This window comes from Streptomyces sp. NBC_00582 (genome assembly GCF_036345155.1).
GTDB lineage: Bacteria > Actinomycetota > Actinomycetes > Streptomycetales > Streptomycetaceae > Streptomyces.
Genome location: NZ_CP107772.1, coordinates 9977731 through 9991690 on the forward strand (window position 1 = coordinate 9977731; position 13960 = coordinate 9991690).

Below are 13960 nucleotides of genomic sequence, written 5' to 3' on the forward strand. Positions count from 1 at the left end.
CCACAAGAGAATACGCCATTCCACGTAATGGAACACCCCGGGTGGCGGGTCGGAGGGCTGCCGCACTCGCCTCGGAGGTCCCGGATCCGCACCACGACAACCCATCCCCGAGAGGACAACCCCGTGGCCGAGAAGGTTCACAAGGTACGCACGACTCCCGAGCAGATGGCAGAGATCGAACAGCAGTGGATCGACGAGATCCGTGAGGACCAGGAACTCACCACCTTCGGTCTCTACCCCCAGCCCTCGCGCGGCAGCGCGGACGCCCAGGGTAGCTACCAGCTCTACCTGCCGCCCCAGTACGAGACCGAACCCGAGCGGCGCTTCCCTGTCATCTACTGGCTGCACGGCGGGTTCGGCAACGCCCGTCAGGGTTCGGAAATGGTTGCGCGGATCGACAAGGCCGTCCGGGGCGAGGTGATACCGCCGATGATCGTCGTCGTTCCGCAGATCCTGCCGATCGGCTGGTACGTCGACTCCAAGGACGGCGCCCGCCCGCTCGCCCAGATCACCGCCTTCGACCTGGTCCAGCACATGGACGACACCTACCGGACGATTCCCGAGGCTGCCTCCCGCACTGTCGAGGGCTTCTCGATGGGCGGTTTCGGCGCCCTGCACCTCGGCCTGAAGTACCCGAAGGTCTTCGGGAAGGTGTCGGCGGTCGCCCCCGCGATCCTGCGCGACCTCAAGGACGAGCCCGAGGACCGGGTCAACAACACCTACTTCGGCGACCAGGAGTACTACGACCTCTGCCACCCGTGGAGCCTGGTCCTGGCCAACGCCCCCGAGCTGCGCCGCACCAGCCAGGTCCGTCTGCTGTCCGGCCGTCTCGACACCCGCCTGGCCCCCACCATCCGGGACTTGGACGCCCGCTTCACCGACCTCGAAGTGCCCCACGACTTCTTCGAGTTCCCGGACGCCGACCACGAATACCCGGACATCATGGACGGCTACGGCGACAAGTACTACGCCTGGTGGCGCACCGCCTGACCGGCTCGCCTTCACCGTCTTCAGCGGCGGGTCGAGCATCCCGTGCGGGGTGTTCCCCGCACCCGAGTCACCGCATGGCCCCTGTGTCGGTCCGGCGGCCGAAGGCCACTGCCTTCGGCCCGGCGGTGCCCGCCGCCCGCGCCCCGGGGCGCCTCCCCTTTCACCCGTCCTCGGCTACGCGATCGCGCCCGTAGTGATGGTTGGTCCCGCCCCGGGCGCGGGCTTCTCCGACGGCCTCTCACCGCCGTCCTCCCCGGGAGCGGACCTCGACTCGGTCACCCCACCCCTTCCGAAAGGCAGTGCGACCATGCGCCTGGCCCCGCTCACCAGTCTGACCCCCGAGCAGACAGACCTCCTCGAAACGATCGTCGGCCCCGGAGTCGAACCGCCCCCGCCCTTCCTCGCCTGGGCGCGCAACATGGAACTGGCCCACTGGGTCGAGAACCTCGGCCGCTACTGCCGCAACGAGTCCCGATTCCCGCAGCGCCTGCGGGAGCTGAGCGTACTGATCGCGGCCCGCCACTTCGACAGCCAGGCCGCCTGGAACGCCCACGTCGAGCAGGCCGTCGAGGAGGGTGTCCCGGCCGAGTGCCTGGAGCGAATCGCACGCGGCGAGGACCCCGGCTTCAAGGCCGAGGACGAGCGCGTCTTCCACGCCTTCGCGCACGAGATGCTCTACGACCACTTCGTCACCGACGAGACCTACGCCGAGGCCATCGAGCTGTTCGGTGAGGCAGGCGTGCTGGACCTGATCGGCTGCATCGGCAGCTTCAGCATGTCCGCGCTGATGCTCAACACCTTCCGCATCCCGCTCCGGCCGCACCTGCCCCGGCCGTTCTCCGACGTCGACGGATTCCGACGGGTCCCGGCGGACGACTGACCCCGCCCCCGCGGATTCGACCCACGACGTACCGACGCCTCGTACAGACATCGAAAGGGTGTGGCCCGATGCCGCATTCTCCCCTGCAGTTGCTGGACGGACTCCTCGACGAAGAGGGCATGGAGACCGCCGCGCACAGATTCGTCCTCGGCGGCCCCTTCGGAGCGGAGCCCGCCGAGACCACCGCCGAGCGGCTCGCCCACTTCGCCGACGCCGGGGGGCTCCTCGTCGAGACCTCGCACAGCTACGCCGGCGGAAAGGCAGAGGCAGCGGTCGGGGAGTGGCTGCGCAAGAACCCCGGCACGCTCGGCGTGACCACCAAGATCGGCCATGACACGACCGGCGGGGACCTCCCGCTGAGCCGGGACACGGTGTTCGAGCACGTACGGGCCGCGCTGGCCAACCTCGGCGTCGAGACCATCGACGTCCTCCTCTACCACTGCGACGACCCCGCCCGGCCGGTCGCCGAACTCGCGGACACCCTGGTCAGCCTCGTCGAGGCCGGCCACGTCCGCCGTGTCGGCGTCTCCAACTGGCGCGCCGAGCGGCTGGCGGAGCTCGCCGCCGAACTCGGCGAACACGGCCACACCCCCGTCGCCAGCTACCAGTTCAGCCTCGCCGAACCCGATCCCGCGCTACTGGAAGGCAGCCTGCACGCCGACAGCGCCGTCCTCGACGTCGTACGCCAACACCGCCTGCCCCTGATGGCCTGGTCCTCGCAGGCCCGCGGCCACTTCGCGCGCACCGGACCGAAAGAGCACAACGGCAAGCCCGACCCGTACGACACCGAGGACAACCGGGCCCGCCGGCACCGCTGCCGGGAACTCGCCGCACAACTGAGCGCCCGGCCCGAGACGGTGGCCCTGGCCTGGACCCTCCACCATCCCGGCGTATGGCCGTCCATCGGCCCGAGGACGACCGCCCAGATCGACAACTCGCTCCGGGCGCGCCGCCTCACCCTGACCGAGGAGCAGGTCCGCTGGCTCCGGGACGGCCGGTGAGCTCCCAGCACCCGGCCGGTCCAGGACCCTCGCCACGACTTGGTCACCGCGTCTCCGCGAAGGTCGCCGTCTGCGTCGTGTTCGTCGCTGCGAACTTCATGGCGATCATGGACACCACCATCGTCAACGTGGCCCTGCCCGCCGTCGGCCGCGACTTCGGCGTGGACACCTCCGGCCTGAGCTCCGTCAACGTCGGCTACCTGGTGGCTCTCGCGGTGTTCATCCCGGTCTCCGGCTGGCTCGGCAACCGCTTCGGCACCCGGCGCACCGCACTGGCGGCTCTGCTGCTGTTCACCGTGGCCTCCGGCCTGTGCGCCGGCGCCGACTCGCTCGAAGCGCTCACCGGCTACCGCGTCCTGCAGGGCATCGGCGGCGGCCTGCTCGCCCCCGTCGGGATGACGATGCTGCTGCGGGCGTTCCCCGTGACCCAACGGCTGCGCGCACAGCAGTACATCATGTGGCCGACCGCCGTCGCCCCCGCCCTCGGCCCCGTCCTGGGCGGCCGGCTGGTCGACACCGCCTCCTGGCACTGGGTGTTCCTCGTCAACCTGCCCGTCGGAGTGCTCGCCCTGCTCTTCGGACTGGCCGTACTGCCCGACTTCCCGGGCCCGGGCGCACCGCGGTTCGACGCGCCCGGTTTCGTCCTCGCCGGAGGCGGACTCGCGGCGGTCCTCTATGCCCTCACGGGCGCGCCGGACCGGGGCTGGGGAAGCGTCGGGACCCTGGGCCCTCTGACGGTCGGCGTCGTGTTCCTCGCCGCGCTGGTTCCGTGGGAACTGCGCGCGAGGCACCCCATGATCGATCTGCGGGTGATGGAGGACCAGTTGTTTCGCACGACCCAGCTGGTCCTCCTGCCCACCGGGGCCGCCTTCATGGGCGTGCTCTACCTGTATCCCCAGTTCCTGCAGGCCGACCTGGGCTACGACGCGCTCCACTCAGGCCTGGCCACCTTCCCCGAGGCGCTCGGCATGCTGACCGCCTCCCAGATCGTGCCCTCGCTCCACGACCGGGTCGGCCCCCGCCGCCTGATGGCCGCGGGCGGCGCCAGTGCCGCACTGGTCATCGTCCTCCTGACGATCCTCACCGTCACTCCGCGACCTCTCGCCCTGTACCCGTCGATGTACCTGCTCGGCGCATCCGTCGGTCTGCTCTTCGCGAGCGCCCAGAACGCCGCTTTCGTCACCATCCCGCCCTCCCGTACGGCCGACGCGACCACCCTCCTCAACATGCAGCGCCAGACCGCCGGCGCCTTCGGAGTGACCCTGGCCGGGACACTGGCGGCGTCCCTCGCGGCACCGTCCGATGCCGACAGCGCCTTCGCCGGCCGCATCGCCTTTCTCGCCCTGGCCGGACTGTGCCTGTGCGCCAGCCTCCTTGCCCTGCGCGTCAGCGACCGACGCGTCCGGGAGGCGTACGAGGCCGCGCGGGATACGAACGGTGCGGCGCGCGAGGCTACTCAGGTTGAATCGGGATGTCCGGTTAGTTGATCAGCCCCTCGAGGTCCGGACCGGTGGTCGGTAAGTCGCCGGCGGGGATCGGGCACGAAGCCGACCGTGCTGTTGGTGTTCTGGTCGCAGGTGTGGCCGTACATCGTTGGGAGTGCGGGCGTCGGTGGTGTGGGAGCGGCGGGGTGGTGGCTGTGGCGCACCGACTGGGACGGCCGGACGACGGTGATCCAGTGCAAGCGGTACGCGCCCGGCAACACCATCACCTGCCGAGAGCTGCGTGACCTGCTGGGTGCCAAGGTCCACTTCCAGGCCGACGTGGCGGTGTTCGTGACGACCACCAGGTTCAGCCGTCCCTCCGAGAGGTTTGCGGTGGAGCACGGCATCCTCGCTGCGCACCGCGCCCCTTGGGCAGCAGCGGCAGGTCGCTGCGCTGTCCCGCGGCGAGATCGACGGGTGGAGGATCCGTCGGCGACCGCGGGCACGATCTTGAGAAGGCGCGGCGGAGACGCTGAGCCGGCCGGCACCGATCTGGCCTGTGAGCCAGTCCGTCCCGGACTGTATGTACGCACAGCCAGTAGCGGCGGCAACGGCTGCTTGCCTTAGATGGTGCCGACGGCGTCAGCCCGGGCAGCAGGCACCTCGGAGGTATCGGAACTGCTGCCTGCGGCTGTTGAGCCGCCAACCGCAGCGAAGTGGCCTGCGCGGCAGGTCCCGGATGCGTGGCGCGGCTCGACCGTGGCCGCGTTGTTGCCGCACCGATCGTGAGGGAGATCCGAGGGATGAGGACGAACCAGAAGCTCCCACTCGCGCATGACGTGGTCTTCACGAGGCGGGGCCGATGATACGTGCACCACACGTGACCCCCGACCACATGCGCGTCGTGCTCGGCCACTTCTGCTCCGGGGTCACCGTTATCACATCCGTCGACGAGGGCGGACCCGTCGGATTCACCTGTCAGTCCTTCAGCTCCCTGTCGCTGGATCCGCCGCTGGTGTCGTTCAGTCCGGCCCGCACGTCGACGACGTGGCCGAGGATCCGCTCCGTGGGAACCTTCGCGATCAATGTGCTCGCGGCCCATCAGGATGCGCTCAGCGACGGGTTCGCGCGTTCCGGTGCGGACAAGTTCGCCGGCGTCGCCTGGAAGGTCGGGCTGGTGGGTGCACCGCTCCTCCAGGGCGCTGTTGCCTGGGCCGAGTGCCGACTCTGGGCCGAATACGACGGCGGCGACCACACGATCGTCGCAGCCGAAGTCCTGGGCCTGGAGGCGAATCCTGCCGCTGCACCGCTGGCGTTCTTCCAGGGCCGCTATCACCTGATCAACTCCCCGCAGCCGGGCGAAGAAGTCGCCTCTGCCGCGTCACAAGGGTCGCCCCGGTCACTCAGTGAAGGAAGGTGAGCGTGGAACGTCTGGGGTTCGAGGCAGAGCACGAGGCGTTCCGGGCGAGCGTCCGCCGGTTCGTGACGGAGCACGTCGTGCCGCACCGGGAGGACTGGGAGCGGACAGGGCGGGTGGACCGTGGACTGTTCCGGGCAGCGGGAGCGGTCGGCATCCTTGGGGTGGCGGCGCCGGAGGAGTACGGCGGGGGCGGCGTGGACGACTTCCGCTACAACGCCATCCTGTCCGAAGAACTTGCCACGGCGGACGTGCTGTCAGCGGGCCTGGGGCTGTCGCTCCAGGCCGACATCGCGCTCCCCTACCTGCTGCACAACTGCACACCGGAGCAGGCGGCGCGCTGGCTTCCCGCAGTCGTCTCGGGGGAGGCCATCCTCGCTCTGGCGATGAGCGAGCCCGGTGCCGGATCCGACGTGGCGGGCATCGCCACTACCGGGGTCAGGCAGGGCGACCACTACGTCGTCAACGGCTCGAAGACGTTCATCACCAACGCGCTCAACGCCGACCTGGTCGTCGCCGCGGTCAAGACCGATCCGTCGGCCGGCCGCAAGGGCATCTCCCTGCTGGTCATCGAGACCGGCGCCGCCGGGTTCTCCCGCGGGTCGAAGCTGGCGAAGGTGGGACAGCACGCAGCTGACACGGCGGAGCTGTTCTTCGATGACCTCCGCGTGCCGGTGGCGAACCTGCTGGGCGAGGAGGGCCGGGGCTTCTACGTGATGATGAAGCACCTGGCCCAGGAGAGACTGGCGGTCACCGTGCAGGCCACGGCCCAGGCCCGGCGCGCGTTCGAGATCTGCGTGGAGTACGCCAAGGGCCGCCACGCGTTCGGCCGGCCGATCGGGTCCTTCCAGCACAACAGGTTCCTGCTCGCCGAGATGAAGACAGAAGTCGAGATCGCGCAGACGTACGTCGACCGGTTGCTGCTCTCGCACGTGCGCGGCGAGCTCACCGCCGTCGAGGCCGCGCAGGGCAAGTGGTGGACCACGGAGCTCTGCCGGCGGGTCGTGGATCGCGGGGTGCAACTGCACGGCGGCTACGGCTACATGGCGGAGTACCCGATCGCCCGCGCCTGGATCGACAGCCGCATCCAGACCATCTACGCCGGCACGACCGAGGTGATGAAGGAGATCATCGGTCGTTCGCTGGGCCTGTGACCTTCAGCACCGCATCGAACAGAAGGGCAGTGACGTGACCGCCGAACAGGCGACCATCGTGCGAAGCGACCGCGACCGGGTCGCGGTCCTGCTGATGGACTACCCCGGCAGGACGATGAACATCGTCGACGAGCGCCTGCTCGACGATCTGCGGACACACCTCGACCGGATCCTCGCCGACGCGTCCGTCGACGCGATCGTGCTCGGTTCGGCGAAGGCGGCCTTCGGAGCCGGTGCCGACGTGGCCTGGTTGCCGACGCTGGTCGCGCGGCCCGACGCCGAGGAATTCCTGGCGAAGGTCCATCGGCTCATGCTGGAGCTGGCCGGTTCACCCAAGCCCGTCGTGGCCGCCGTCGGCGGCAGCGCCCTCGGCGGAGCCCTGGAGCTGGCCCTCGCGACCAGCGCGATCGTCGCCGCCGACAACAGCCGGCTGGGACTGCCGGAGGTGACCTTGGGCCTGCTGCCCGGCGGGGGCGGCACCCAGTTGCTGCGGCGGTTCGTACGCCTTGACGCCGCTGCCGATCTCCTCACCACCGGGCGGTCTGTCGACGCGCGCGAGGCCGCCGACCTTGGTCTGGTCCAGCAGGTGGCAACGGGCGCCGACCTGATCGACACGGCGGTCGGCGTCGCCCTGGGCCGGGTGGGGGCCCTGGCCGAAGTCGCCCTCCTCCCGGGCGCCGCGAGCGCCCTGGACGCCCGGCGCGACGCGCTCGCGGACAGCCGGGCGGGCCTGACCTCCGCGGCCGCCAAGATCCTCGACGTGCTGGCAGCCGGCATCGCCGACGGGATCGAGGAAGGGCTGGCCCAGGAGCGGCGTGGCTTCCTCGAGCTGGCTCGCAGCCCGTCCTCCCGAGCGGCCATCCACATGTTCCTGGTCGAGGCCGACGCCAAGCGCCGCGCCCGCACCGCCGAAGAGCGCGTCGGCGGCGTCGCGGTCGTCGGGGGCGGTCAGATGGGCGCCGGCATCGCCGCCACCGCGGTGACCCGGGGGCTGTCCGCGGTGGTACGCGATGTCACCGAGGACTCCCTGGACCGGGCGCGGGCCCACCTTGACGCGGTGCTCGCCCGCAGCGGCCGGAACGACGACGAGGTCCGCGACCGATGGACTGCGACCGCGGAATGGGAGGGCTTCTCCGATGCGGGAGCGGTCGTCGAGGCGGTCTTCGAGGACCCGGATCTCAAGCAGCGCGTTCTAGCGGACGTGAGCGACCACGTCCCTGACTCGGCGCTCGTCGCCACCAACACGTCGGCCATCTCGATCGCGCGGCTGGCCTCCGCAGTCAGCCATCCCGACCGGTTCATTGGCATGCACTTCTTCAGCCCGGTCGAGCGGATGCCGCTGGTCGAGCTGATCACTCACCCCGACACCGCTCCGGAGACGGCCCTGCGCGCCGCGGCCCTCGGAAGGCAGCTCGGCAAGGTACCGGTAGTCGTGGGGGACGCACCGGGCTTCTTCACCTCACGGGTGTACGCGCGTTGGCTGATGGAGGGGATCCGCCTGCTCCTCGACGGCCTTCCCCCCGAGGAGGTCGACGCCGCGGCGGAGTCCGCCGGCTTTCCTGTGGGACCGCTCCGGGCTCACGACGAGGCGACGCTCGAGCTCGTCGTACAGGCGTCCATCGGTCAGGTCGCCGAGAACGTCATGACCGACCGCCTCGACGTACCCGCTGTGCGCGAGGCGCTCGGGAAGCTCGTCGCCGGCGGGGTGCGTGGCCGCCGGTTCGGCAAGGGCTTCTACGTCTACGAGGACGGCAAGCGCAAAAGCCCGAACGACGAGGTGCTCGCGATCCTCGGCGTCCGGCCCTCGGAGGCGGCACGGGATACCGCGGCGGAGCGGCTGTTGCTCGCCTTTGCCACCGAGTCCTTCCTGTGCTGGGACGATGGCACCCTGTGTCACCCCGACGACGGCGACCTCGCCGCCGTTCTCGGCATCGGCTTCCCCCGCTCGCTCGGCGGCCCGTTCCACTGGGCGGACGAGCAGGGAGCTGCGGCGATCGTCAGGCGATGCCGCGCGCTCGGGACGCCGGCCTTCCCGCCCGGCGTCGGTCTCGAACGCCTCGCGGCCGAAGGAGGCCGCTTCGCGCACGCCCGTCGCCGGATGGCGCCGTTCACCGACGCTACGGAGCAGGCATGACGAGAGACCGGCGATCGGGACCGCTGGCAGGCCTTCGTGTGATCGAGCTGGCCGGCATCGGACCGGCCCCGCACGCGGCGCTGGTCCTCGCCGACCTGGGGGCTGACGTCGTACGCGTGGAAGGGCCACGAGGCCGGCAGCTTCAGCTCGCTGACGCCGACCACGTCGACATGGGCCTGCGCGGACGGCGTGTCGTGGCGGCCGACCTCAAGTCGGCGGAGGACCTGGAGATGGTGCTGGACCTGGTCGGCCGGGCCGACGTCCTGCTTGAGGGCATGCGCCCGGGAGTGGCCGAACGGCTCGGTATCGGACCGCAAGCCTGCCTGGAGCGCAACTCCCGGCTGGTCTACGCCCGCGTCACGGGCTGGGGCCAGCACGGCCCGCTGGCGACCGCGGTCGGGCACGACATCAACTACGTCGGCCTGTCGGGCGCACTGCACGCGATGGGAGACCCCGAAGCCCCGCCTGCCCCGCCTCTGAACCTCGTGGGCGACTACGGCGGCGGGTCGATGCTGATGCTGGTGGGCATCCTCGCCGCCCTCTTCGAGCGCTCGCACTCCGGACGCGGGCAGGTGGTCGACGCGGCGATGGTCGACGGAGCAGTGCTGCTGAGCCAGATGCTGCTCGCGCTGCGCGCGATGGGCGGGTGGAGCGACCGGCGCGGCACCAACATCCTCGACGGCTCGGCTCCGTTCTACCGGACGTATGCCTGCGCGGACGGCCGTCACGTCGCGGTGGGAGCACTCGAGCCGCAGTTCTTCGGGGCACTGGTCGAAGGGCTGGGACTGGCGCCCGAGACGGTGGGCGAACAGCACGACCGGCAGAGCTGGAACAGTATGCGAGAGCTGTTCGCCGAGCGGTTCGCGTCGCAGACCCGTGACGAGTGGGTGGCGTCGTTCTCCGGGCTCGACGCCTGCGTGACCCCGGTCCTGGCGTACGGCGAGGCGGCAAAGCATCCCCATCTCGTCGCCCGGCAGACCTACGTCGAGTTGGGCGGCGTCGTACAGGCCGCTCCCGCCCCCCGGTTCTCACGTACGCCGAGTGGACCGCCGTCGTCGCCGGCCGGGAAGGTACCGGTCGCCGAGGTGCTCACGGACTGGTCCGCGTAGCGGCTACCGCAGGGTCGACCAGCCGCCGTCCACGGGCAGCACCGCGCCAGTGATCCACGACGCGGCCGGCGATGCCAGGAAGATGGCGGCGCCCGCCATGTCGTCCGCGGAGCCGGTACGGCCCAGCGGGACCTCCGCGACGAGCTCGTCCTCGGAGGCGTCGAAGGCGAACCGGGTCAGCTTGGTGCGGACCAGACCCGGGGCCAGGGCGTTGACGGTGATGTGGTCCGAGGCCAGCCGCTTCGCGAGGTGGCGGGTGAGCTGGTGCAGACCCGCCTTCGAGCTTGAATAGGCATAGGACTCCCACCGCGGCACGTGCATCCCGTCGACCGAGCCCACATTGACGATCCGCGCAGGCCCCTGCGCGCTGGCGGCCGCCCGGAGGAGGGCGAGGCAGGCCACGGTCAGCTGGAAGGGCGCTTTCAGGTTCAGCGCCAGGACCTTGTCCCAGGCCTCGTCCGGATACTCCTCGATGTCGGCGCCCCAGCTCGCGCCCGCGTTGTTGACCAGGACGTCGAGCCGTGGCGTGAGAGCGCCCACGGAGGCCGCGAGCCGGCGGCAACCCTCCTGTGTGGACACGTCCGCGGGCAGCGCATGGGCCCGGTCGCCCAGCTCGTCCGCGAGCGCCTCGCAGACGGCGGGGTCCCGGGCGGAGACGTACACGACAGCGCCCGCGGCGTGGAAGCCTCGCGAGATCATCTCACCGATGCCCTTGCTGCCTCCGGTGACGAGGACGTGGCGACCCGCCACGTCGAAGAGTGAGTGGGCCACGATCGGGTCGGCTTCCGCCATGGTCAGCCGAGCCTCTCGATGATGGTGGCGTTCGCCATGCCGCCACCCTCGCACATCGTCTGCAGGCCGTAGCGCCCGCCGGTCTGCTCCAGCACAGTGAGCAGCGTGGCCGTCAGCTTCGCGCCGGAGGCGCCGAGCGGATGCCCGTTGGCGATCGCTCCGCCGTGGACGTTGACCTTTCTCAGGTCGGCTCCGGTCTCCCGCTGCCACGACAGCACCACCGGCGCGAACGCCTCGTTGACCTCGAACGCGTCGATGTCCATGACCGAGAGACCTGCGCGGCGGAGGACCTTCTCGGTTGCGGGGACGACTCCGGTCAGCATGAGGATCGGATCGTCGCCCACCACGGCGACCTCGCGGACGACGGCCCGCGGCGTCAGGCCGAGGGACTCCGCCTTGGCCCGCTCCATGAGCAGGACGGCCGCCGCGCCGTCGGAGATCTGCGACGAGCCTCCGGCAGTGACCATCCACTGGATCTCAGGGTGCGCGGCGGCGAGTTCGTCGCTGTAGAAGGCGGGCTTCAGCACACCGAGGGTCTCGGGGCTGGAGTCCGGCCGGATGCCCTCGTCGGTGGTCATGATCTCCCCGGTCTCGCCCTCGCCACGGTCGACGGGGATCGGCAGGATCTCGCGAGCGAACCGGCCCTCGTCGGTCGCCGCCGCGGCACGCCGATGGGACTCGGCGGAGAACCGGTCGAGGTCGGCTCGGCTCAGGCCCCACTTGGCCGCGATCAACTCCGCGGAGATGCCCTGGTTGAGCAGCCCGCCGCGCTCGCGATAGCGCTCGGCAACCCTGGGTCCGGCCGCGTCCTGTCCCATCGTGGAGGAGAACATCGGCACACGCGACATCACTTCCACGCCTGCCGCGATGGCCACCTCGTAGGCGCCGGCCACGATCCCCTGGGCGGCGAAGTGGAGAGCCTGCTGAGACGACCCGCACTGGCGGTCGACCGACGTCGCCGGCACCGACTCCGGGAACCCGGCGGCGAGCACGCCATGGCGGCCCACGTTGAACGCCTGCTGGCCGGCCTGCGACACGCACCCGGTGATCACGTCATCCACGATCGCCGGATCGATGCCGGTCTTGTCGACCAGGCCCGAGAGCACGTGGCCCAGGAGGTCGGCGGGGTGCCAGCCGGAAAGCGCGCCCCCCGGCTTCCCCCTGCCGATCGGTGTCCGCAGGGCCTCGACGATGACTGCTTCACGCATAACTGCTCCCCACTCCTTGCCTTCGACTGTGAAACGCTGCGAACCGGGACATCAGCAGACCCGCGACGGTCTCCCTCATGGCTTCCCGCGGACGGATGACCCTGGTGTGCTCGACCGGCATGTCGCGGAGCTGCTCCGTGACAGAGCCTCCTCCGGCGGCCGGCAAGGTCAGCGTGTGAGTTCTGGGGGCTGCCGGCCTGCGCGAGTTGTGAGGTCGTCGCGGATGGCGCGCTTGTCGATCTTTCCCACGCCGGTGCGGGGGATTGACTCGACGATGTGGATCTGATCAGGCATCTGCCATGGGGCGAAGAGCCCGTCGAGGGTGGTGAGGATCTCCTCCCGGCCTGCCGAGGTTCCCGGCGCCAGCACGACCAGGGCCACCGGACGCTCCTGCCAGCGGTCGTCGGCGACTCCGACCACGGCAGCCTCCAGCACATTCGGATGGGCGGTGAGCGCGTTCTCCATATCGATCGAGGAGATCCACTCACCTCCACTCTTGATCACGTCCTTCAGACGATCGGTGAGCTTCAGATAGCCGGTGGGCAGGATCTTGCCGACGTCACCGGTTCGCCAGTACCCGTCGGTGAAGGAGGTGTTGGTGCCCTCGGGCTTGAAGTAGCTCGTGGCCACGCCCGGACCCTTCACGAGGATCTCGCCGATGGCGTGTCCGTCGTGCGGCAAATCGCGGCCTTGGTCGTCGACGATGCGGATCTCCATTCCCGGCAGCGGAAGTCCCTGACACCGCTTGAGATCCCACTTCTCCGCCTCGGTCAGTGACTCCTCCAGAGCCGGCTTCATGCGGTTCAACGCGATGAGAGCCGTGGTCTCCGTGGCACCGTAGCCGTGGATGATCTCGGCACCGGTCTGCTCGTACATGCCCTGCATCAACGACAGCGGCGGCTCGGCCGCGCCGCACAGCATCCGCACGTTCCTGAGGTCAGCCGGGGTCTCGCGGGTGCGGATCTGATCCAGTATCGGCTGATAGATCGCGGGCGCCCCGTTGATGACCGTGGCGTCCTCGGTGAGGATCGCGTCCAGAAGCACGGACGTGTCGGCGGCTGTGTAGCGGCCGGGCAGGACTACCTTGGCTCCCGCATAGACTGCTGCCTGCGGTAGGCCCCAACTCAGCGCGTGGAACATGGGGGCGACCAGCATGACGCAGTCGCGGTTGCTCATCTCCAGCAACGCCGCCAGCGTCATCGCGTGCAGGTAGACCGAGCGGTGGGAGTAGTAGACGCCTTTGGGTCGGCCCGTCGTGCCGGTGGTGTAGCAGGCGGTGTAGGCAGACCGCTCCGACATCATGTGCCACTGGCCGGTCTGCCCCTCGTTGCGCATGAGATCTTCGAAGAAGACGACGTCAGGCAGGGTGGTCTCCACCTGGTTCGAGGGCCGGTCGGTCATCACCACCCAGCGACGCACACCCGGGGTCATCTCGGCGATCGATTCGGCGACCGGCAGGAGGGACTCCTCGACCAGCACGACTGATGCGCCGCTGTGAGCGGTGACGTAGGCCAGGTCCTTCGGCGCGAGCCGGAGATTGATCTGCAACAGGACCGCACCGGTCGCCGGGATGGCCGAGTAGAGCTCGAAGTGCCGTTTGCTGTTCCAGTCCAGAACGCCGACCACATCGCCGGGCCTGATCCCGAGCCCGGCCAGCACCGAGGCAGCTCTCGAGGCGCGTACGCCGTACTCACGGAAGGTGTACCGGCCCCAGGCCCCGTCGGCTGTCCGATACACGATCTGCTGTTCAGGGTGTGTGCGCACCATATGGCGGAACAGCGTGGTGACGTTCAGCGGGAAGTCGTCGCCGCTGGTCGCGGGGTGACCCTCGAGAGGACGGGTGTTCACCGC

At 70.0% G+C, this 13960-nt stretch carries 12 protein-coding genes; 9 read left to right on the forward strand and 3 right to left on the reverse strand.

The window, feature by feature from the left end; translation table 11 throughout:
* The first annotated feature begins 123 nt into the window (after positions 1 to 123).
* The 9 genes from OG852_RS45280 to OG852_RS45320 all read left to right on the forward strand — a co-directional run bounded on the left by OG852_RS45280 (position 124) and on the right by OG852_RS45320 (position 10109).
* The gene (locus tag OG852_RS45280; RefSeq protein ID WP_166663749.1) at positions 124 to 990 is read left to right on the forward strand and encodes an alpha/beta hydrolase; all 867 of its coding nucleotides are present in this window, start codon (positions 124 to 126) and stop codon (positions 988 to 990) included.
* A gap of 307 nt (positions 991 to 1297) precedes the next feature.
* Positions 1298 to 1870, forward strand: coding sequence for a carboxymuconolactone decarboxylase family protein (locus tag OG852_RS45285; RefSeq protein ID WP_133917008.1), 573 nt, complete (start codon positions 1298 to 1300; stop codon positions 1868 to 1870).
* A 68-nt stretch (positions 1871 to 1938) separates the two neighbouring features.
* Entirely contained in the window at positions 1939 to 2871 is a 933-nt protein-coding gene (locus tag OG852_RS45290) for an aldo/keto reductase (RefSeq protein ID WP_133917009.1), read from the forward strand.
* Between the two features lie 77 nt (positions 2872 to 2948).
* On the forward strand, positions 2949 to 4358 hold the full coding sequence (locus OG852_RS45295) for a DHA2 family efflux MFS transporter permease subunit (protein ID WP_166663750.1): 1410 nt from the start codon (positions 2949 to 2951) through the stop codon (positions 4356 to 4358).
* A gap of 66 nt (positions 4359 to 4424) precedes the next feature.
* Entirely contained in the window at positions 4425 to 4922 is a 498-nt protein-coding gene (locus tag OG852_RS45300; RefSeq protein WP_133917011.1) for a restriction endonuclease, read from the forward strand.
* 268 nt (positions 4923 to 5190) lie between these two features.
* Complete coding sequence (locus tag OG852_RS45305; RefSeq protein WP_133917029.1) at positions 5191 to 5715, forward strand: flavin reductase family protein; 525 nt, start codon at positions 5191 to 5193, stop codon at positions 5713 to 5715.
* A 2-nt stretch (positions 5716 to 5717) separates the two neighbouring features.
* Positions 5718 to 6866 (forward strand): acyl-CoA dehydrogenase family protein, encoded by a 1149-nt coding sequence (locus OG852_RS45310; RefSeq protein WP_133917012.1) that lies wholly within the window; start codon positions 5718 to 5720, stop codon positions 6864 to 6866.
* 34 nt (positions 6867 to 6900) lie between these two features.
* Positions 6901 to 9000 (forward strand): 3-hydroxyacyl-CoA dehydrogenase NAD-binding domain-containing protein, encoded by a 2100-nt coding sequence (locus tag OG852_RS45315; RefSeq protein ID WP_330350969.1) that lies wholly within the window; start codon positions 6901 to 6903, stop codon positions 8998 to 9000.
* The gene (locus OG852_RS45320; RefSeq protein WP_330350970.1) at positions 8997 to 10109 is read left to right on the forward strand and encodes a CaiB/BaiF CoA transferase family protein; all 1113 of its coding nucleotides are present in this window, start codon (positions 8997 to 8999) and stop codon (positions 10107 to 10109) included. Before OG852_RS45315 ends, OG852_RS45320 begins: the two co-directional genes overlap by 4 nt.
* Positions 10110 to 10112: 3 nt before the next feature.
* Here OG852_RS45320 and OG852_RS45325 read toward each other — a convergent pair whose 3' ends face one another.
* From OG852_RS45325 to OG852_RS45335, 3 genes are all read right to left on the reverse strand, one after another.
* Positions 10113 to 10901, reverse strand: a complete 789-nt coding sequence (locus OG852_RS45325) for an SDR family oxidoreductase (RefSeq protein WP_330350971.1) — start codon at positions 10899 to 10901, stop codon at positions 10113 to 10115.
* Between the two features lie 2 nt (positions 10902 to 10903).
* On the reverse strand, positions 10904 to 12109 hold the full coding sequence (locus OG852_RS45330) for a thiolase family protein (RefSeq protein WP_330350972.1): 1206 nt from the start codon (positions 12107 to 12109) through the stop codon (positions 10904 to 10906).
* Between the two features lie 168 nt (positions 12110 to 12277).
* A complete protein-coding gene (locus tag OG852_RS45335) occupies positions 12278 to 13957 on the reverse strand; it encodes a long-chain-fatty-acid--CoA ligase (protein ID WP_330350973.1) in 1680 nt (559 codons plus the stop codon).
* Positions 13958 to 13960 lie beyond the last annotated feature (3 nt).

Bases quoted from the DNA above. Each gene is read 5' to 3' on its own strand.
- OG852_RS45330 (WP_330350972.1), bottom strand. From the start codon at position 12,109: ATGCGTGAAGCAGTCATCGTCGAGGCCCTGCGGACACCGATCGGCAGG.
- OG852_RS45290 (WP_133917009.1), top strand. From the start codon at position 1,939: ATGCCGCATTCTCCCCTGCAGTTGCTGGACGGACTCCTCGACGAAGAG.
- OG852_RS45320 (WP_330350970.1), top strand. From the start codon at position 8,997: ATGACGAGAGACCGGCGATCGGGACCGCTGGCAGGCCTTCGTGTGATC.
- OG852_RS45305 (WP_133917029.1), top strand. From the start codon at position 5,191: ATGCGCGTCGTGCTCGGCCACTTCTGCTCCGGGGTCACCGTTATCACA.
- OG852_RS45325 (WP_330350971.1), bottom strand. From the start codon at position 10,901: ATGGCGGAAGCCGACCCGATCGTGGCCCACTCACTCTTCGACGTGGCG.
- OG852_RS45285 (WP_133917008.1), top strand. From the start codon at position 1,298: ATGCGCCTGGCCCCGCTCACCAGTCTGACCCCCGAGCAGACAGACCTC.